The 17955-nt window shown below is 64.4% G+C and carries 17 protein-coding genes and 2 pseudogenes; 5 read left to right on the top strand and 14 right to left on the bottom strand.

The window, feature by feature from the left end; translation table 11 throughout:
* Positions 1-2: 2 nt before the first annotated feature.
* Genes ACQCSW_RS03440 through ACQCSW_RS03405 form a run of 8 tightly spaced genes read right to left on the bottom strand, consistent with a single transcriptional unit; the run spans position 3 to position 9055 of the window.
* Complete coding sequence (locus ACQCSW_RS03440) at positions 3-1436, bottom strand: mannitol dehydrogenase family protein (RefSeq protein WP_426989505.1); 1434 nt, start codon at positions 1434-1436, stop codon at positions 3-5.
* A complete protein-coding gene (gene uxaC, locus ACQCSW_RS03435) occupies positions 1433-2836 on the bottom strand; it encodes a glucuronate isomerase (protein WP_426989504.1) in 1404 nt (467 codons plus the stop codon). The genes ACQCSW_RS03440 and uxaC overlap by 4 nt, the downstream gene beginning before the upstream one ends.
* Positions 2836-3741 carry a sugar phosphate isomerase/epimerase family protein gene (locus tag ACQCSW_RS03430; protein ID WP_426989503.1) on the bottom strand — a complete coding sequence of 302 codons (906 nt, stop codon included), beginning with the start codon at positions 3739-3741 and terminating at the stop codon, positions 2836-2838. The genes uxaC and ACQCSW_RS03430 overlap by 1 nt, the downstream gene beginning before the upstream one ends.
* Before the next feature lie 5 nt (positions 3742-3746).
* Positions 3747-4913, bottom strand: a complete 1167-nt coding sequence (locus ACQCSW_RS03425) for a Gfo/Idh/MocA family protein (RefSeq protein ID WP_426989502.1) — start codon at positions 4911-4913, stop codon at positions 3747-3749.
* Positions 4910-5758 (bottom strand): sugar phosphate isomerase/epimerase family protein, encoded by an 849-nt coding sequence (locus ACQCSW_RS03420; RefSeq protein ID WP_426989501.1) that lies wholly within the window; start codon positions 5756-5758, stop codon positions 4910-4912. Before ACQCSW_RS03420 ends, ACQCSW_RS03425 begins: the two co-directional genes overlap by 4 nt.
* A 2-nt stretch (positions 5759-5760) precedes the next feature.
* Entirely contained in the window at positions 5761-6684 is a 924-nt protein-coding gene (locus ACQCSW_RS03415) for a carbohydrate ABC transporter permease (RefSeq protein ID WP_426989500.1), read from the bottom strand.
* Positions 6681-7688 (bottom strand): carbohydrate ABC transporter permease, encoded by a 1008-nt coding sequence (locus ACQCSW_RS03410; protein ID WP_426989499.1) that lies wholly within the window; start codon positions 7686-7688, stop codon positions 6681-6683. The genes ACQCSW_RS03415 and ACQCSW_RS03410 overlap by 4 nt, the downstream gene beginning before the upstream one ends.
* Positions 7689-7693: 5 nt before the next feature.
* On the bottom strand, positions 7694-9055 hold the full coding sequence (locus ACQCSW_RS03405) for an ABC transporter substrate-binding protein (protein WP_426989498.1): 1362 nt from the start codon (positions 9053-9055) through the stop codon (positions 7694-7696).
* A gap of 209 nt (positions 9056-9264) precedes the next feature.
* Between ACQCSW_RS03405 and ACQCSW_RS03400 the strand changes: the two genes are divergently transcribed.
* The 3 genes from ACQCSW_RS03400 (at position 9265) to ACQCSW_RS03390 (ending at position 11720) form a co-directional block, all read left to right on the top strand.
* The gene (locus ACQCSW_RS03400; RefSeq protein WP_426989497.1) at positions 9265-10347 is read left to right on the top strand and encodes a LacI family DNA-binding transcriptional regulator; all 1083 of its coding nucleotides are present in this window, start codon (positions 9265-9267) and stop codon (positions 10345-10347) included.
* Between the two features lie 50 nt (positions 10348-10397).
* Positions 10398-11219 carry an ammonia-dependent NAD(+) synthetase gene (gene nadE, locus ACQCSW_RS03395; protein WP_426989496.1) on the top strand — a complete coding sequence of 274 codons (822 nt, stop codon included), beginning with the start codon at positions 10398-10400 and terminating at the stop codon, positions 11217-11219.
* Positions 11220-11363: 144 nt separating this feature from the next.
* A complete protein-coding gene (locus ACQCSW_RS03390; protein ID WP_426989495.1) occupies positions 11364-11720 on the top strand; it encodes a DUF5655 domain-containing protein in 357 nt (118 codons plus the stop codon).
* Between the two features lie 65 nt (positions 11721-11785).
* Here the strand turns inward: ACQCSW_RS03390 and ACQCSW_RS03385 are convergent, their stop codons facing one another.
* From ACQCSW_RS03385 to ACQCSW_RS03370, 4 genes are all read right to left on the bottom strand, one after another.
* Positions 11786-12097 (bottom strand): hypothetical protein, encoded by a 312-nt coding sequence (locus tag ACQCSW_RS03385; RefSeq protein ID WP_426989494.1) that lies wholly within the window; start codon positions 12095-12097, stop codon positions 11786-11788.
* 128 nt (positions 12098-12225) lie between these two features.
* Complete coding sequence (locus ACQCSW_RS03380; protein WP_426989493.1) at positions 12226-13599, bottom strand: MBL fold metallo-hydrolase; 1374 nt, start codon at positions 13597-13599, stop codon at positions 12226-12228.
* Positions 13600-13660: 61 nt separating this feature from the next.
* Complete coding sequence (locus ACQCSW_RS03375; protein WP_426989492.1) at positions 13661-14437, bottom strand: methyltransferase domain-containing protein; 777 nt, start codon at positions 14435-14437, stop codon at positions 13661-13663.
* Between the two features lie 15 nt (positions 14438-14452).
* Positions 14453-15019: an OsmC family protein gene (locus ACQCSW_RS03370; RefSeq protein ID WP_426989491.1), complete on the bottom strand. Its 567-nt coding sequence runs from the start codon at positions 15017-15019 to the stop codon at positions 14453-14455.
* 142 nt (positions 15020-15161) lie between these two features.
* Between ACQCSW_RS03370 and ACQCSW_RS03365 the strand changes: the two genes are divergently transcribed.
* Positions 15162-15893: an ArsR/SmtB family transcription factor gene (locus tag ACQCSW_RS03365; protein WP_426989490.1), complete on the top strand. Its 732-nt coding sequence runs from the start codon at positions 15162-15164 to the stop codon at positions 15891-15893.
* A gap of 76 nt (positions 15894-15969) precedes the next feature.
* Here ACQCSW_RS03365 and ACQCSW_RS03360 read toward each other — a convergent pair whose 3' ends face one another.
* Entirely contained in the window at positions 15970-16560 is a 591-nt protein-coding gene (locus tag ACQCSW_RS03360) for an alcohol dehydrogenase catalytic domain-containing protein (protein WP_426989489.1), read from the bottom strand.
* 360 nt (positions 16561-16920) lie between these two features.
* Positions 16921-17241, bottom strand: a pseudogene (locus ACQCSW_RS03355) (sensor histidine kinase); the annotation flags it as partial.
* Between the two features lie 46 nt (positions 17242-17287).
* Here ACQCSW_RS03355 and ACQCSW_RS03350 point away from each other — a divergent pair.
* Positions 17288-17913 (top strand): annotated as a pseudogene (locus tag ACQCSW_RS03350) (response regulator).
* Positions 17914-17955 lie beyond the last annotated feature (42 nt).

Below are 17955 nucleotides of genomic sequence, written 5' to 3'. Positions count from 1 at the left end.
ATTCAGCTGTTCCTTTCAGGACGTACAGGCACGGTAATCGGGGTGGCGGGCGCGGGGCCGCCGGCAAAAGTTCCACACAGACTGCGCACCAGCGCCACAATGTCCGCATCCCGGGCCAGTTCCGGGCTCAGGAGTTCCAGCAGCGAAACCACCCGGCGGTCCCCGTCCTGCGAATTAGCTGCCGCGATGTCAGCGGCGAGGGGGTCCTGGGGTTCCGCGGTGGCGCCGAGGTAATCTACCCAGGCGGCCAGCATGAGGGCACTTCCCGAACCGGAGCGGCCCAGGGCGCGCTCGGCTGACAACACGGGCACGGCCCTCATGCGCAGTTTGGTGGTGCCGTCCATGGCGATCTGCGACAAATGGTGGGCGATCCGGCGGTTGCCGAACCGGCCAAGCAGGGCCGCGCGGTACTCGGGGATGTGAAGGTCTTCACCGGCCAGATGTGCAGACGCCTCGTCCCAGAAAGCCTCCACAGCACGGAGGCACAGCCCGTCAGCCAGTGCCTCGGCAACGGTGGTGTGTCCACGCAACTGGCCGGCATAAGCCAGCAGCGAATGCGCACCGTTCAGCAGCCACAGCTTGCGGTTTTCGTAGGGTTCTATGTCATCCACAAAGACTGCCCCGGCGTCCTCCCAGCGGGGGCGCCCGGCGGGAAAATCCCCGCACAGCACCCAATCGCGGAAGGGTTCGGCAACCACCGGCGAACGGTCGCTATAGCCGCAGCCATCCTGCACTTCAATGACGTCCGCTTCGGTAGTCCGCGGCGTAATGCGGTCAACCGAGGTGCTGACAAAGCTGACGTTTTCCTCAATCCAGGCTGCCAAATCAGGGTCCCAGGCCTCGGCCATGCCGGCCACGGCGGCGCGGGCAACGGTTCCGTTGTCCGCGAGGTTGTCGCAGCTTACGACAGCGAGCGGTCCCGAACCGGCGTCCCTGCGGGCGGCGAGCGCCACCACCAGCCGGCCAATCGGCGTCGTCGGCAATCCCTGCCCGGCCTCACCCATCACCGCGAGGTCCGCGGCGACGTCGGGGGCGTTCCGGTCCAGGCGTCCGTCGGCGCCGAGGCCGTAGGCCACCTCGGTAATGGTAAGGGTGACGACGGCGGTCTGCGGGGCAGCCACCAGTTCGGAAAAGCGTCCGACGTCGGCCCCGTCCACGGCCTCCACGAGGCTACCGATCACTTCGAACGAGTCGCCGCTATCGGAGCGTTCGATCAGCGTGTACAGGCCGTCCTGCGCCGCGAGCGCAACGGCCGCATCCGGCCGCCGGCCGGTGAAGGCGGCGATGCCCCACTCCGAAGCGTCGGAAGCGTGCTGCGTGTACCACGCCTGATGTGAGCGGTGGAAGGCACCCAGCCCGAGGTGCACAATGCGCACCGGCGCCTTTGGAAGCGACTTGAGTCCGCGGCCAAGCACGGGAAGCTGACTGGCTGTCACAGCTTGAACACCCTGCGGGGGGCGGTGTCGACGACGTCGACAATGAGTTCATGGGCGCGCTCTTCGCTGATGCGGTGCTCGGCAACAAGGCGGGCGAGGAAGGCCGATTCGATTCGCCGCGACGTATCGTGCCGGGCCGGAATGGAGCAGAACGCGCGCGTGTCGTCGATGAACCCGGAGGACCGCGAGAATCCGGCGGTCTCGGTGACCGCAGACCTGAACCGCAGCATGGCATCAGGCGCGTCCAGGAACCACCACGGGGCGCCGATGTAGACCGCCGGGTAAAAGCCGGCCAAGGGCGCAAGCTCGCGGGAAAACACGGTCTCATCGAGGGTGAAGAGGACCAGGTGGAAGTCCTTGGCGGTACCGAAGTCCTGCAGCAGCGGCCGGATGGCCTCCGTGTAGTTGACGGCGAACGGGATGTCATGCCCGGTATCCGCGCCAAACGCCTCGAAGGTGGGGGCATGGTGGTTGCGGTAGGAGCCCGGGTGGATGGTCATCACGAGTCCGTCCTCCACGGACATTCTGGCCATCTGGTACATCATGTGCGCCTCAAAGACTTCCCTGTCCTCCGGGGATGCCTTGCCGGTTCGCGCACGTTCAAAGAGCCGTGCAGCCTCGGCGTCGTCGAGCTTGAGGGTTGCAGGCGTACGGACACCGTGGTCGGCGGAAACAGCGCCGTTCTCCACAAAGTAGCGCCTCCGGCCCTCCAACGCCGTGATATAGCCGGCGTAGCCGGAAACCCCGCCCGCAGCCGAGCCGATGAGCCGTTCCACCTTCGCCTGCCACTCGGGATGGGCGATGTTCAGGTAGGCATCCGGGCGGAATGTGGGAAGGACGCGTCCGGCAAAAGCCGGGTCTGCGGCCAGGGCTTGGTGGCTGTCCAGGGAATCCAGGGGATCGTCCGTGGTGGCCAGTACCTCGATGTTGAATTCCTTGAACAACTGCCGGGGCCGGAAGCCGGGTTCCTCCAGCTTCGCGGCAATGGCGTCGAAGATCCGGTCCGCGGTGTCAGCGCTGGGCTCGTCGCGCAGGCCGAACACGTGCTCAAACTCCTGGCGGATCCAGTAGCCGGAGGCCGTTCCCTCGAAGAGCGGCCACGCCGCGCAGAAGTTGCGCCAGATCCGGCGTGAGTCTACCGGTGCGTTGCCAAGACCCAGCTGGTCCATGGGAACGCCGCCGGCGTGGATAAGGCGGGTCACATAGTGGTCCGGCGTAACCAGCAGGGCCGCGGGGTCAGGGAAAGGGAGGTTCTGTTCAATCACTGCAGCGTCCACGTGACCGTGCGGCGAAATGATCGGGAGGCTCTCCACAAGGGAATACAGCGAGCGGGCTACCCGCCGCATTCCGGGATCCGCGGGGAGAAGCCGGTCCGGGTTGGCTGCTATCGGCTGTGACATCAGCGCACTCCGGCGCCCGTGCTGAGGCCGGCAAGCGCAGCCGTGCGCCGCAGGTAGCCAAGATTCCCTGCGGTACGTTCCTCAAGCGGCAGCTCCGTGGAGAAATCCTCCACGGTGACCCAGCCGTCGTAGCCGAACGCTGCCAGCGCCTTGAAATACTCGAGGACGCTGCCCTGGCCGGACTGCAGCGGTGCCCATTCGTTCTGGTATACGGCTGCACCGGAGGCATCAGGCTCGTCCCGCCGCACCCACACGGCGTTCTTCACGTGGATGTGTGCAAGGTAGTCGCCCAGCAGTTCGAAGGCCGGCAGGTAGTCTTCCTGACCCTCGATCAGCAGGTTGCCCAGATCGTGGATAACACCGACGTGCTGCGGGTCCAGGCCCTCCAGCAGGCGGCGGGCAGAGGATGCGGAGGCCGTGATGGTGCGGTGGTGCAGTTCCACCAGGGCCTTCACTCCGTGGTGTGCAGCGCGCTCCGCCACCCACTCGAAATCCCCCCGGGCACTGTCGAACAGGACCGGATAGGGAGTGCCGCTCGGCCCTTCCTGGCCCCACCCAGCCGTTCCGAGCGGTAACGTCGTCACGCGCACCTGCCGTGCGCCCAGCGCTGCCGTCGCCGCAAGCATGCGCTCGACGTCGTCGTGGTTGTCGCAACGCGCGTACCCGCCGATCCCGGAGAAATCGAGGCCCGACTCGCGGGTGATGCGCCCAATCCGTTCGAGGTTGTCTTCCAGTCCGGTCAGAGGCACATTGGCCTTGTTCCCTGCCCAGAAGCCGGCCGGTGTGGCCTCGGTCTGGTCTGTGATCCGCCATTCGATGCCGTCCCAGCCCTGGGCTGCAAGGGTTGACACGGCCTCCTCCGGAGTCCAGTCGGGCGTGGACGCTGTGAATACTGAAAACTTCATAGGTTTCAGACGCTTTCTGTTGCTGTGTTGCCGGTCCGGACTTCGAGGTGGTTGTACTTGCCTGCGAGAACGTCCTCGAACAGCACAGGCTGGTTCAATGTGGCGGACACGTAGACGGCGCGAACAGTGGCAAGCGCGTTGACTGCGTCGCTTACGGTGACTCCCGGTGCACGACCCTCAGCGATTGCGCCAAGAATGTCGCGGTATTGGCGCACGTGCCCTGCAGGGTAGACGGTCGGGTCCTTGGCCTCGTAGTCCTCGGCCGGATATTTGGCCAGTTCCTGCTCGGCCTGGTTCCCTCCGCCCTGCAGACCCATGTCGGAGGACTCGCTGGTGGCATCCGCGCTGTGGAAGTACTCCAGGCGGTCGTTGTCGACGACGGCCGACCCTTCCGAGCCCATCAGCTGCACGCGCACTGTCAGGCCGGGGTAGGCGGCGGTGGTGGCGTGCAATATGGCGAGGCCCCCGTTTTCGAAGGTCACGGTGGCAACTGCGGTGTCCTCGACTTCGATCCGGTCGTGCGCCAGCCGTGCGGTGCGGGCGTGGATCTCCACCGGACGTCCCATGAACCACAGCAGCAGGTCCACGGTATGGACGCCCTGGTTCATCAGGGCGCCCCCGCCGTCCATGGACCAGGTGCCGCGCCAGTCGCCCGAATCGTAATAGCCTTGGCTGCGCCACCATGCCACAGAGGCGATGGCGGACGTGAGCCGGCCGAACCGGCCCTTGTCCACGGCGTCGGCCACTGCGACGCTGGCCTGGTCGAAGCGGTGCTGGCTGATCACGGAAGCAACAACGCCGTGCCGGGCGGCGGCCTGCGCGGCAGCCTCGATCTCCTGAGCACGGCTCAGGTCCACGTCGAGGGGCTTCTCGATGATGACGTGCTTGCCGGCCGCGAGGACCTCCAGGCCCTGCTGGATATGCAGTCCGCTGGGAGTGGCGAGTGCCACCAGATCGATGTCCTCGGCGGCGAAGGCCTCGGCGATCGTTGTGTAGACGGCCGGCCGCGGGCGTCCGCTCTTCTCGATGAATGCGGCGAGCGTTTCGGCCGCATCGGGAATGGCATCAACGAGCGCGACGATTGACGTCTCCGGAAATTCCTGCAGGGCGACTGCGTGGGTGCGTCCGATGACCCCGCACCCCGTGATGGCAACCTTCAGAGCGCCTTTCATGCTGTCTGGACTCCTGCTTCTGCGGCAACTTTTGCGAAGGCCCTGGCCGCGATGCCGAAGGCCGTGGGGCCGGAATACCCGCCGAGGCCGTGCGCACCGGCCAGATGGGGTTCGAGGGAGGCAAAGCCGCTGTACCCGTCCGCCTTGAGGGCTTCAACGGTGCGCAGCAAATCGCCGTCGCCTTCCCCTGCCGGCGTCACATGTCCATTGGCAAAATGGGCATCCTTGACCTGAAGGTATTCCAAGTGCGGGCGGAGCTTTGCATAGGCCTCATCGAACGGCTTCACCCCCACCTGCACGAAGTTGGCGGCGTCCCAAGCCACCTTCAATGCCGGGGAGTTCACCGTCTCGATGATGTCCAGCACGCGGTCAGGCACGTCCCCGAAGATGTCCTTTTCGTTCTCGTGCAACAGCACCACGCCTGCTTCCTCGGCGACGGCGGCAAGGGCGCGCATCCGCTCGATGACGTCGTCGCGGATGCTTTCCACGGGCACCGACTCGCCGTAGTAGAAGGAGAAGATGCGGATGTATTTCGCGCCGAGCACCTTCGCGGCATTGACCGCCCGGCGCAGCCGTTCCACCTCGTGTTCGACCGGGAGGCTGATGTCGACCTTCCCGATCGGCGAGGCGACTGCCGAGACCAACATGCCCTTTTCAGCCAACAGGTCCTTCAATCGGCGAAGCTGATCATCGGAAAGTTCCACGATGTTGGTGCCCCAGGCACTGCGCACCTCGATGTGGTTGGCGCCGAGCGCCTGCAGCACTGCAATCTGGACAGCGGGATCGTCGTCGATCTCGTCGCCAAAACCAGATAGCAACCAGGGGGTCTGAATGTCCGAAACCATAGTTATTTCACTCCTCCGGCGGTCAGGCCGCCTACTAGATAGCGTTGGAAAATCAGGTACAGGATGACCACCGGCGCCGCGCAGACCAAGGCCGCGGCCATCATCTGGCCGTAATACGGGATGGCGCCGCCTTCCTGCGAGGCACCGAAGATCTGCAGTGCGACGGCGGCGGTCTGGCTTTCCGGCCGGGTCATGACCGACGCGAAGAGCACGTCATTCCAGCCCAGCAGGAACGCGAAGATGCCCGAGACAACGATGCCGGGCCAGCTCAGCGGCAGGATGATCCTGAACAGGACCACGAGGTGACTGGCTCCGTCGATGCGCGCCGCCTCCTCCAGTTCCTTGGGCAGTCCGCGCAGGTACGTGACCATGACCCAGGTGGAAAACGGCATGGCGAACGTCAGGTAGGTGACGAAGAGCCCCCACTGCGTCCCGATGACCTGGATGCCCAGATAGGTTGACGCCGAGGAGAAGAGCACAAAGACCGGGAGCACCATCAGCGTTCCGGGAACGGATTGGAGCGCCAGCAGGCCACGCAGGATGGTGAGGCGGCCCCGGAAGGTGTACCGCACCAGCACGAAGGCCGTGGAGACTGACAGTGCCGCCGACACAACGGCGGTGGACCCCGCCACCAGCACACTGTTTGCCAGGCCGGTGGCCAGGCCCACACTGGTCCAGATCTTCGAATAGTTCTCGAACGTGACCGAGGAAGGCCAGAACTCGCCGTTGGCAACGCCGATGTCGGAGTTCACGGAAGCCAGGAAGATGTACAGCACCGGGATCAGGACTATGGCGCCGAGGAACACCAGGATGATGACCAGCAAGGGACGGGGCAGCAGCCGGGTCACTTCGTGTTGCCGGGCGGATCCTGGTCGAAAAACGCCGGCGTCGGCCGCACGGCGCGCAGTGGCGGCGGAGGTACTCATTTCTTGGCTCCTGGTGACTCGGCGTCGTCGAGCTTGACGGCGCGAAGGTAAACGAACAGCGGGATGGCGATCAGCACCAGCGAGACGAAAGCCATGGCCGCGCTGAGTCCGAAGCGGAAGCTCTGGAAACTCGTGACGTAGGTGAGGATCGGGAGAACCTCGACGTCGGACGGCGCCGGTACGCCGAACAGCACATACGGCAGCGTGAAGTTGTTGATGTGATGCAGCATGCCGATCAGGAATGCGAGTGCGAGCGGGCCCTTCAGGTAGGGAAAGACCACATAGCGGAGCTTGTTCCACCAGAGGGCACCGTCCAGCGCGGATGCTTCGTGGACCTCGTGGTCCACGGACTGCAGGCCGGAAAGGGCCAGCAGGTAGATGAAGGGCCAGGACGCCCAGATCTGGACCAGGATCAGGGTCCAGTAACTCTGCGGACCGTTGAGCCACAGCCCGGTATCGATGCCGACCGTGCCGAGCGCCTTGTCCACGATGCCGCCGGGCTGGAACATGGTGCGCCACACGGTGGCCACCACAAAGGCGGGAAGCACATAGGGGATGAGAAAGACGGACCGGACCACCGCGCGCCCCTTGAAAGCATTTTGGGTGGCGACGGCGGCGGCGATGCCCAGTGGCAGGGTCACCACCATGGCGATCAGGGAGTAGCTGACGCTCAGCCAGACAGCGTTCAGTAGTGGCGATGAGCCGACCGCTTCGACAAAGTTCTCCACCCCGATAAACGGGGCACTGACCCATTTACGCAGCGTGTACTGGTCCAGGTTGAGCGTAGACATGTAGATGCCCAGCACCAGCGGAACGACGATGATGATCAGCATCAGCGTCCCGCCTGGAATGAGCATCCACAGCGGACGGTTGCGCTCGCTCATGCCCTTACGGCGGCCTTTGGGCCCGGCAGGGGGCGGGCCGGAGACGTCCGCCAATGGCCGGGCGGCCCGGGTTGCGGCGGACTCCGCCGCAACCCGGACTTCGTTGGAAGTGTCAGACATAGTACTTATCCCTTGGAAGCGCGGTCCAGGGACGCCTGGCCCTTGGTCTGGGAGTCCTTGATCCTGGCTTCGAGGCCGGACTCGTCCAGGCTTCCCTTGGCAAGGTCAGGGATCGACTGCACGGTCACGTTCAGCAGAGCCAGCTGGATGTCGCCCCAGGCACCCGTAAACGGGGTGGCCTTGGACTTGGCAGCGGCATCCGCAATCGGCTTGAGCTTGGGATCGGTCAGGCTCTTCAATGCCTCGGCGTTGGCGGGCAGATCACCAAACGTCTTCTGGTAGATCAGCTGCTCTTCCGTCGAGGTGATCAGCTTGATATAGGCAAACGCGAGGTCCTTCTGCTTGGAATAGTCAGCCACCACCAGGTTGTCACCGGAGAGGATGCTCGCGGCGTTGGCGCCGTCGCCCTTCGGGCTGGATTCACCGGGAGCCGTTGTTGGCATCAGCGCGTACTCGTACTTGCCGGCCACCGCCGACTTGTCGAGCGTGGGGATAGAGCTCGACGTCGTCATCATCAAGTAGCCTGCCTTACCGCTGGCAAACGCAGCAACGGCATTGCTGTTGCTCCAGCCGACCGAGGCCGGGTCGACAATTTTGTCCTTGGTCAGCCAGCCGAAGTAGGTTTCATAGGCCTTCTTGACCGTGGGGTCATCAAATTTGAGGTTTTTCCCATCCACCAAAGGATTGCCGGCCTGAATGGACATGGCCCAAATGAACTTCCAGGGGTCGAAGTTGTCCTTGTACCCGGTGGCAATGCCGAAGGTGCCGTCCTTGGTCATCTTCTTGGCCTGCTGTGCCAGTTCGTCCCAGCTGGTGGCCGGCTTATCGATGCCGGCAGCGGCGAGGAGGTCCTTGTTGTAGGCCATCACGAACGGACGGCTGACAAAGGGAATGCCGGCAAGGTGGTCCTTGTCCGGACCCGAAATACCCAGGGCCGCCTGATTGAAGCGGTCCTTGCCGCCCACCTTCTTCCAGTCGTCGTCGGACAGGGTGACGAAGGCCTTCGTGGCAAAAGCGGTGGGTGTGAATGTAGTACCGAGTCCGTAGATGTCGGGGCCCTGTCCTGACACCACCGAGGTCTGGATGCGGGTGAGTTCGTCGTTGGCCGAGGCGAACGTCTCGAACTTCACGTCAGCTCCGGTCTGTGCTTTGAACTTCGCGGCAATGTCGCTTTGCCACTGCTTCTGCTGTTCGGGGTACTGGCTGAGGACACCGTTAAGTACGCTCAGGGTCTTACCCTTTCCATCGACGGCTCCCCCGGGGCTGCCGGAGGTGTCGGAACTGCCGGACCCGGATCCGCAGGCCGTCAGGGCGAGGGCCGCCGCTGTGACGATTGCCGCGAGACCGGTAAACGATGCAAACTTCATTGTTTCCTCCTCTGGGACACCCACAAGGCCACAAATACGTGTGGCGCAGATCACTGCGGGCGATTCGATTCTCAGTCTAGGACGAGGCAACATTGACAGCAAGCGATTGCCAAAAGTTGCCAAATATGATGGAATTCATGGCAGATGAGTGTGGAAACACCACCTACCCGGAGCCGCTGCTCCCCCTCCGCCAATGAAAGGGTGTGTCCATGCCTCTGACCAAGAAGCATCCGGCAGGCGACAACCAAGCGGCTTCCGCCGACGGGACTGCAGTCCAGCCGAGCCACCCAGCGGAAAAGGTGCCGACCATCCGGGATGTTGCCGAACTCGCAGGTGTTGCCACGTCCACAGTGTCCCGAGCCCTCTCTAACCCTGACCGCGTCAACCGGCGGACCCGGGAACGCATCGAACAGGTGGCCGCGCAACTAAACTACGTACCCAGCTCACAGGCCCGTGCCCTCAGCTCCGGACGCGCGAACGCCGTCGCCGTGCTGGTGCCTGACATCACCAACCCCTTCTACTTCGACATCATTCGCGGCACACAGCACCAGCTGAAGGCCGCCGGCTACACGCAGCTTCTCGTGGACACCGAGGAATCTGCCGAAATGGAAGCGGACGCCCTGCAGAAAATGCGCCGGTCCGCGGACGGGTTCATTCTGGCGGCCTCCCGCCTGACGGACGCGCAATTGGCTGAGGCGGCGGCTCAGCATCACTTGGTCACCATCAACAGGGCTTCCGCCAACGCACCAACCGTGGTGATCGATACGCCGTCGGCAATCATCCAGGCCCTGGAACACCTGGTATCTCTGGGTCACAGCAGGATTTGCTATGTCGGCGGACCAGCCAGTTCCTGGTCAAACGCCAAGCGCTGGAAGGCATTCGACGACGAGGCAACCAGGCGCGGCCTGACCACCTTCAGGGTTGGCCCCTTTGCGCCCAAAACCACTTCAGGGGCCGCGGCGGCAGACGGCGCCGCCCACACCGGCGCCACCGCCTGCATAGTGTTCAACGACCTCCTGGCCATCGGCATGCTGCAGCGGCTGCGCGAACGCGGCATCCGGGTTCCGGAAGACATGAGCATTGTGGGCTGCGATGACATCTTCGGCGCAGACTTCTGCAACCCGCCGCTGACCACCATGGCCTCCCCCATAGAGCAGGCAGGCCGCGTGGCCGTCTCCATGCTGTTGTCCCAGCTCAACCCCCTGCATGGGGGCACGAGCCGGCGGCTGGCGGTCATGCCCACCCATCTGACGGTCCGCGGTTCCACCGGGTCTGCACCGAAAGTCCGCTAAACCACGGACACAGTTGAGCGCGGTTGACTCTGCTGACTAGGCTGGGACGCATGCGCGAACTCCAGGCCGAAATCATTGCAGAAATGGGCGTGCAGCCCAGGATCGACCCCGCAGGGGAGGTGCGCAAACGCGTCACGCTCCTCAAGGAGTATCTGAAGGCCACCGGCACCAAGGGCTTTGTGCTGGGAATCTCCGGCGGCCTCGATTCCTCGCTGGCCGGGCGCCTGGCGCAGCTAGCCGTGGAGGAGCTCGAGGCCGAGGGCGTGGACGCCAACTTTGTGGCAGTCCGGCTCCCGTACGGTGAGCAGCACGACGAAGACGATGCCCAGGCGGCGCTGGACTTTGTCCAAGCGAAAACCGAGTGGTTGTTTAACATCTCTGCCGCCGTCAACGCGATCGAGGATGAGTTCGAGAAAACCACAGGCTCCCCCATCTCCGACTTCAACAAAGGCAACGTCAAGGCGCGCGCACGGATGATTGCCCAGTATTCCCTGGCCGGCGAACACAATTACCTGGTAATCGGCACCGACCACGGTGCCGAGTCCGTCACCGGCTTCTTCACCAAGTTCGGGGACGGCGGTGCGGACGTCCTCCCCCTCTTCGGCCTGAACAAGCGGCAGAACCGCGCCCTGCTGGCTGAACTCGGCGCCCCGGCCAAGGTCTGGGAGAAAGTGCCAACTGCCGACCTCCTGGACGGCAGGCCCGGCCGCACCGACGAAGACGAGCTGGGCCTCAGCTACGATCAGATCGACGACTACCTCGAGGGCCGCGAGGTCACCGAGGGAGTGGCCGAGCTGATCGAGGAGAAGTACCTCCGCACCCGCCACAAGCGCACCGTACCGGTCACCCTGTTCGATTCCTGGTGGAAGTAGGGGAAGGCGACTGACTTCGGATCGCCGAGCTGCCGCCGTCGTGGGGTACATTGACCGCCAAAACAGGGGCCAGGGCGTCAAAGCCCGGCGTGTCTGTGTCGATATGCCCCAGGACGGCGCCATCGAGTGTGGCGGTGACCTGAAGTGAACCACGACGTCGGGGGCTACTTGGCGGGAAAGCCGCCGGCCGCCGTCGGACTTTTCCTGCTGTTCCGCACCATGGTGCTGGAGGCCGGAGAGTGCGAGGAGCGGGCGCACCCGTCCGAGGTAGCCTGGGCCGGCAAACGGGTTTTCGCCGCGGCGTTCCTCAAATCCGGACGGCTGGAAATTGCCATCGATCTGCTGCGCCAGGTGGAGCATCCTGCCCTGCGCGAGAGCTTCCCCACCACCAAAAAGGTGTACACCCACCGTTTCAAGATCGAATCCCCGGATGAGCTGGATGACCGGATCAGAGACTGGCTGGTGGAAGCACACGATACCGTGGGGCCGGGCACCCGCTGATGTCGACTGGCCCGACGGACGCGATCCCCCGCCCCAGCTCTGGGGGCGCGCTTTTTCATACTCGGCTACGGCCCGGAGTGACCGCACTGACCGTCCAGCTTGTGGCCGAACAATGCCGGGCTGGAGAAATCGGTGAATCCATCCGTTGTGGCAACCAATGACGCGAGGTCGCTGTTCGTGGAATGGCTTCCGTAACCCGGGGTGACGCCGGGCGGATCGGCCACGTCCCCCAGGGGATGGTGCTCATTGGCTGTGGCGTTAGCACAGTCATAGGATTCCACGAGCGGGTGAATCGTGGCAGAAGCGGCCGGTGCAAAGCCTAGGGTTCCGGCAAACAACAGAACCCCCACCGCCAGTGTTTTTTTGGTCCGGGACATTCTCGTCCCTCCTTATCGATTAGGAGCACGGAGATCGCGCTCGCTCCCTATTTACCTCTCGCGACGGCAAGAAAACAATAGGCCGTGACTACCCGGCCAGGGCCGGGCACCCGCTGACCGGCAGTGCGTCAAGAGCCTCCGGACGCTTCGAAACCGGCCATGGGAATGCCGGCCTTGGCTGCGTGGGTAAACTTGTCGTCAATGAGCACAACCTGCTGTCCGTTGGCCGCCAGAAATGAGGCGGCGATGGAGGCGCGGTAGCCGCTGGCGCAGTGCACCCAGATTTCCCCCGCCGGCAGCTGATCCAGCCGGCCGGGAAGTTCATGCAGCGGGATGTGGACGGCGCCGTCAATGTGTTTCCTGGACCATTCGTTGGAGCGCCGCACATCCAGCACGGCCACTTGCCTGTGGTGCCGGATTCCGGAGAGCTCGCTGAAATCGGCACGGGGGAAGCTGGCCACTTCGCCTGCCGCCCATTCCCGGGGGTTCCCCGTGGCAGCGGCGGCCGGACGGTCGATGCCGATCCGGACCAGTTCACGCTGCGCTTCGGCGACGTCCTCGGCACTGGCACCCAGCAGGGTCACCGGCGTCCCCCAGGGGATGAGCCACCCAAGGTACGTGGCAAAGGAACCATCCAGTCCAAAGTTCAGCGTCCCGGGCGCATGCCCGGCGGCAAAAGCGGTCCGGGTACGCAGATCCACCACCCACTCGCCGGCCGCGATCCGGGCCCGCAATTCGGCGGCGTCGGCCTGGTCAGGAAACTCCAGGTCCGGTGCCGACGGTCCTGCAAGGTTCAGCGGCGCCATCCGTGCGTAGTACGCGGGGAACGCGTCCAGCCCCTCCAGCAGGTCTTTGACGTAGTCCTCCTCATCCTGCGTCAGGACAGGATTGGAACGTTTTTCCTCCCCGATGGTGGAAGCCGTGACGGCAGGCTGGCCGATGGAGCAGAAGCTGCCGAACCCGTGGGTGGGCAGCAATTCTGCGGACTCGGGCAGCTCCGCGGCGAGACGCTGAACGGAGTGGTACTGATGACGCGCCAAGTCATGGGTGTGCTCCGGTCCGGCCAGGTCCGGGCGTCCCGTCGATCCGTAGAGCAGCGAGCCGCCGGTGAACACGGCGACCTGCTCGCCGGAGGACTCCAGGACGTATGACAAGTGCGTGAAGGTGTGGCCGGGTGTGGCCATAGCCGTAATCGTTAGGGACGGACTGACCGTGATCCGCTGCCCGTCTTTGACGGGTGTGCGCGCAAAGGAGACTTCATCCTCCTCGTTGACGAGGTATTGCGCGCCGGTGGCCTGCGCCAGTGCCAAGCCACCAGTGACATAGTCGTTGTGGATGTGGGTTTCAAAAATATGGGTGATCTCGACGCCCGCTTCCAGCGACCTGTCCAAAACCCGGTCAATGTCCCGCTGCGGATCCACTACGAAGGCCACGGCGCCGTCGTGCACCAGGTAGCTGCGGTCCCCGAGGGTGGGCGTCTCGATGGTAATGATCTCCGTCATTGTCACTCCTTATTGTCACTCCTTATCAGGCCTAGGTATTGCAGTCCCGGTACTTTTGGGGTCAGCTGGTGTGTGCCAGGATCGACAGGCTCATGACGCCATACTTCGTGGTGGCCGCCCGGGCGCTGTCGGAGAGGAATTCGTACGGATTCCGCCTGATCTTTTCAACGGCGAACCCGCTACCGGCGATCAGTTCCTGGTAGGTGTCCTCTTGTGCGGCACCGCCGATGCATGCGGCCCAGAGGTCGATGTTGCAGACGATCTGTTGGGTAAGCGGTCTCTCGGTGACGATGTCAGCAATCGCCAGGCGTCCTCCGGGGCGCAGCACGCGTGCCGCCTCGCGGAAGACAGCGCGTTTGTCCGGGGAAAGATTGATGACGCCGTTGGAGATGATGCAGTCGAAGCTGGCACCTTCGAAGGGGAGGTCTTCGATGTGGCCATGTGTGAAGGTGACCTGACGAAAGCCCGTCATCATTCTCAGTCCTTCGGCCTTTTCCAGCTGTTCCTCCGTCATGTCAAGGCCCACCACCTGCCCGCCCTCGCCCACTTCGATGGCGGCGGTGAAGACGTCCATCCCCGAACCGGAGCCCAGGTCCAGAACCTTTTCTTCGGGCTTGAGGCCCGCCAGATCGAAGAAGTATCCCACGCCGGCGAACGACTCGACGGCGCCTGCAGGGATCGCGTCGAGCAGCCGGGGCGGGTAGCCCAACTGCTCGGCCAGAGCGCGTCCCATCCTGAAGTGATAATTGCCGGCGGGGTTTTGCGCCACCGCCCGGTAGACCTGTTTGACCTTGGCAACAAGTTCAACGCGGTCAACCGCCGCCGTTTCCGTGTCCATGGCGTTGCCTGCGATTCACACGACGTCGAGGGTGGTTTCAACCGGGACCGGATTGGCCAGGCAGTCGCGGACGGGCGACGTGTCCTGGACGTACCGGCACAGCTCCTGCAGCTGCTCCCAGGTCGCGTTCGGGCTGGAGACCCGGGCGTGTGCGCGGATGGCGGTGAATCCGGGCCGCGGGCCGTCAAGGCCCAGGAAGGGCCGGACGTCCAGGTCGCCTTCAACCTGGAACTCCAGCGAGCTGATGTCGATGCCCCGGGCAGCTGCATTGGCGGCGTAACCGACGGCGTAGCAGAAGCCCAGCGCCTGCAGAAGTAACTCGACGGCGTTGGGCCCTGAATTGTTTCCCAAAAGCACGGGCGGCTCGTCCCCCTCCAGGGCGAAACTCTCCGACCGGCTGGTGTCTGGCTGGCCCGCATGAGTGAATCCCAGGATCTGTCCCACGTTGTGCGTGCCTTCGCGCCAGGTGCTGGTCGCGCTGAACGTAAAGCTGCCTTGCGCGGGATCCGATTGGATGCCCTGGATCGTCTCCAGCAGACGATCGACGTCAATGCCATTGCGGATGGTTGCTGTGGTTCCCATCGCGGTTCGCCTCTCTTCCGATTGACCCGTGGGACCGAACGCGGACCCCGTGGTTGTTATTCAAGTGAATACTTGAATAACAACCCCAGCGGGTATATCTTGTCAAGTACCTTCTTGAATTCATTATTGGTGAGGAGATGACATGGGTGACAGAGCAGCCAAGGTCACACTGTTTGACGCGTTTGCTTCGGTGGCAAAGGTGATGGGAAGCGGCCGGCGGGCCGAGATCGTGGACGTCCTGGCCCAGGGTGAACGTGGCGTTGACGAGATCGCCATGGAGATTGGGCAGAGCACCGCAAACACGTCTCAACACCTCCAGCAGCTCCTGCGTTCGGGCCTGGTGATCACCCGGCGTCAGGGAACACGTATCTACTACAGGCTGAGCGGCCCCGCGGTGGTTCAGCTGTGGGCGGCGGTCCGCCGGGTTGCTTCCGAACACGTCGCAGAGCTGGACGAACTCGCCGCCGTCTACCTTGGAGACAGGTCAGCCCTGGATACCCTGACCCGCACGGAGCTGAGCGAGAGGATGGCCGCCGGCGACGTGGTGGTACTCGACGTGCGGCCGGAGCCGGAGTTCCGGTCCGGCCACATCACGGGCGCGGTCTCGATCCCCGTGAAGGAGCTGGCGGGGAGATTGAAGGAGCTGCCCACGGGCCGCACGGTTGTTGCCTACTGCCGTGGGCAGTACTGCGTGTTCGCGGACGAAGCGGTCCGGACGCTGCATCAGAACGGCCTGGCTGCCGCCCGGCTGGAGGATGGGTATCCCGAATGGTCAGTGACCGGCCTGCCTGTCGAAGGCGGTGCGCCGCCCGTGCCCCCGAAAACTGATAGCCGGACGAGGGTTTCAATGAGATCACGCGCCAATTCGTCCTGATGCCGCGAGCAAGGGGCACCATCCGTGGACTCCCTCTTCGGCGGTCTAGGGAATGCCCGCGCCCATGGAATGCTCGTCAGGGACGGTGGTCACCGCCCGGCCGAGGTCCGCGAGCACTTCCCTCGTTGTACTCGTGGTTCGCTTCCGATGCCGTTCCGATGACCCTGGCCCCAAGGTCCCTGGCAATCTGAACGGCAGCTGAACCCACTCCCCCGGCCGCTGCATGGATCAGAACCGTATCCCGTTCGCCCACTCCGATCTGTTTCAGCGCCGAATAGGCCGTGCCGCCGGACAGCGGGATGGACGCTGCCTGCTCGAATCCGACTCCGGCCGGAATGGCAATCAGCTGCGATGCCGGAACGTTTGCTGCCGAACGGTAGCCGCCCGTGAGTCCGCTCTGGATCACTTCGTCGCCCACCGTGAATTCACTGACGCCCGGCCCAACAGCCTCAACCACTCCGGCGGCGTCATTGCCCGGCACAACCGGAAGATCGAGGGGAACCCATTGCTGCAGATATCCGGCAGCAAGCTGCCAGTCGACCGGATTAACTGCCATGGCCCGGTAGTTCACCTGGACCTCGCCCTCGCCGGGGGCTGCCAAGGACTCCTCTCCCACCTTGAGCCCCTGTGGGCCGCCGTATTCCTCGAAGTAGATTTTGGTGCTCATTGCCTTCCGCTCCTCTTGTATTGCAGCCGACGGCACCGCGCTTTCGGGCACTGCTCAGTGCGGTTGACTGCGGATCGCGCCGGTCAATCCAGCAGGCCCAGATACTGTCAGCATCCGCCCCTACCGGCGCGTCGGCAAGGGATTTTCGGGCAGCCTGCTGCTCCTGGAGGCCGCTGACCGTTCGTGGCCAGGCCAGGCATCTCGCCAGGAGCTCAACCAAGCTACGGAACTGCTGCGCCGGAATCTCTCCGAGACGCGCAGTCTGGTCCACGAGCTCGCCTCGCCGGGCCTCGACGCGTCGCCGCTTCCCGAAGCCCTGCACCAGGCGGCCGCCCAGTACGTCCCGCACGCCCGGCTCCTCGGTACTTGTGCGGCCACGATGGTCACTTCGCCGGGGGTGCTTTCCACCGAGAATACGCCGCCCAGCTGCTCCACGCGCTGGCGCATGGCCCGCAGTCCATAGCCTCCGGCGTCCGACGGCGGTGCTGCCGCCGACGGGTCAAAGCCCGTCCCGTCGTCGTAGATGTCAAGGGTGACCGAGTCAGGAAGGAACCCCAGCGTCAGGGTTGTGGTGCCGGCGTTTGCGTGCTGCTGGATGTTCGCGGCCGCACTCTGCACCACCCGCAGCAGGGTGTGCCGGACTTCCGCAGGGACGTCCCTCGGTTCGCCGGTGACCGGCACGGGTGCAGCCAGCGCCACCCGTGCGGCAGACCACCCTGGACGACGCATGACTACTATCACCGTCCTCCTGGTGGACGACCATCTGGTGGTCCGGAGCGGCCTCAAGGCGCTGCTGGGTACGCAGCCTGACTTTGACGTGGTAGCCGAGGCCGCCTCCGGCGAAGAGGCCCTGGAGTTGGTGGAACAAGACTCCCCTGCCGTGGTGGTTATGGACCTGGCCATGGGCGCCGGAATGGACGGGATCGAGGCCATCAAGCAGCTGCGGCAACGCAACAGCCAGCAGGCCATCCTGGTGTTCACCACGTACGATTCGGACGCGGACATCGTCCGGGCAGTGGACGCCGGGGCCATGGGCTATTTACTCAAGGACGCCGCCCCGGACGAAATCTTCGCCGCCATCCGCGGTGCCGTTCAAGGGAAGAGCGTCATGAGCGCCCCGGTGGCCTCCCGGCTCTTCCAGCAGCTGCGCAATCCCGACGAGGTCCTGACGCCCCGGGAGGCGGAGCTGCTGAGCCTCCTGACCGAGGGGCTCAGCAACCGGCAGTTGGGCCAGCGGCTCTTCATCTCCGAGGCCACGGTCAAGACCCATCTGGCGCATATCTACGCCAGCTCGGTGTGGAGACCCGCGCCGCGGCCATCGCCACGGCCATCCGCCGGGAGGGTATGCGCTAGCCCGGAGCAGTTAAGGCAAATACAGCCACGGAGCCGGGCGGC

The sequence above is a fragment of the Pseudarthrobacter sp. Y6 genome, from assembly GCF_050156205.1.
Lineage (GTDB): Bacteria > Actinomycetota > Actinomycetes > Actinomycetales > Micrococcaceae > Arthrobacter.
Note: the sequence above shows the minus strand (reverse complement) of the source record. Positions and strands in the feature narration are given on the sequence as shown.

Coding starts and splice junctions, on each gene's coding strand:
- uxaC (WP_426989504.1), bottom strand. CDS start 2,836: ATGTCACAGCCGATAGCAGCCAACCCGGACCGGCTTCTCCCCGCGGAT.
- ACQCSW_RS03430 (WP_426989503.1), bottom strand. CDS start 3,741: ATGAAGTTTTCAGTATTCACAGCGTCCACGCCCGACTGGACTCCGGAG.
- ACQCSW_RS03425 (WP_426989502.1), bottom strand. CDS start 4,913: ATGAAAGGCGCTCTGAAGGTTGCCATCACGGGGTGCGGGGTCATCGGA.
- ACQCSW_RS03420 (WP_426989501.1), bottom strand. CDS start 5,758: ATGGTTTCGGACATTCAGACCCCCTGGTTGCTATCTGGTTTTGGCGAC.
- ACQCSW_RS03415 (WP_426989500.1), bottom strand. CDS start 6,684: ATGAGTACCTCCGCCGCCACTGCGCGCCGTGCGGCCGACGCCGGCGTT.
- ACQCSW_RS03410 (WP_426989499.1), bottom strand. CDS start 7,688: ATGTCTGACACTTCCAACGAAGTCCGGGTTGCGGCGGAGTCCGCCGCA.
- ACQCSW_RS03405 (WP_426989498.1), bottom strand. CDS start 9,055: ATGAAGTTTGCATCGTTTACCGGTCTCGCGGCAATCGTCACAGCGGCG.
- ACQCSW_RS03400 (WP_426989497.1), top strand. CDS start 9,265: ATGCCTCTGACCAAGAAGCATCCGGCAGGCGACAACCAAGCGGCTTCC.
- nadE (WP_426989496.1), top strand. CDS start 10,398: ATGCGCGAACTCCAGGCCGAAATCATTGCAGAAATGGGCGTGCAGCCC.
- ACQCSW_RS03385 (WP_426989494.1), bottom strand. CDS start 12,097: ATGTCCCGGACCAAAAAAACACTGGCGGTGGGGGTTCTGTTGTTTGCC.
- ACQCSW_RS03380 (WP_426989493.1), bottom strand. CDS start 13,599: ATGACGGAGATCATTACCATCGAGACGCCCACCCTCGGGGACCGCAGC.
- ACQCSW_RS03375 (WP_426989492.1), bottom strand. CDS start 14,437: ATGGACACGGAAACGGCGGCGGTTGACCGCGTTGAACTTGTTGCCAAG.
- ACQCSW_RS03370 (WP_426989491.1), bottom strand. CDS start 15,019: ATGGGAACCACAGCAACCATCCGCAATGGCATTGACGTCGATCGTCTG.
- ACQCSW_RS03365 (WP_426989490.1), top strand. CDS start 15,162: ATGGGTGACAGAGCAGCCAAGGTCACACTGTTTGACGCGTTTGCTTCG.
- ACQCSW_RS03360 (WP_426989489.1), bottom strand. CDS start 16,560: ATGAGCACCAAAATCTACTTCGAGGAATACGGCGGCCCACAGGGGCTC.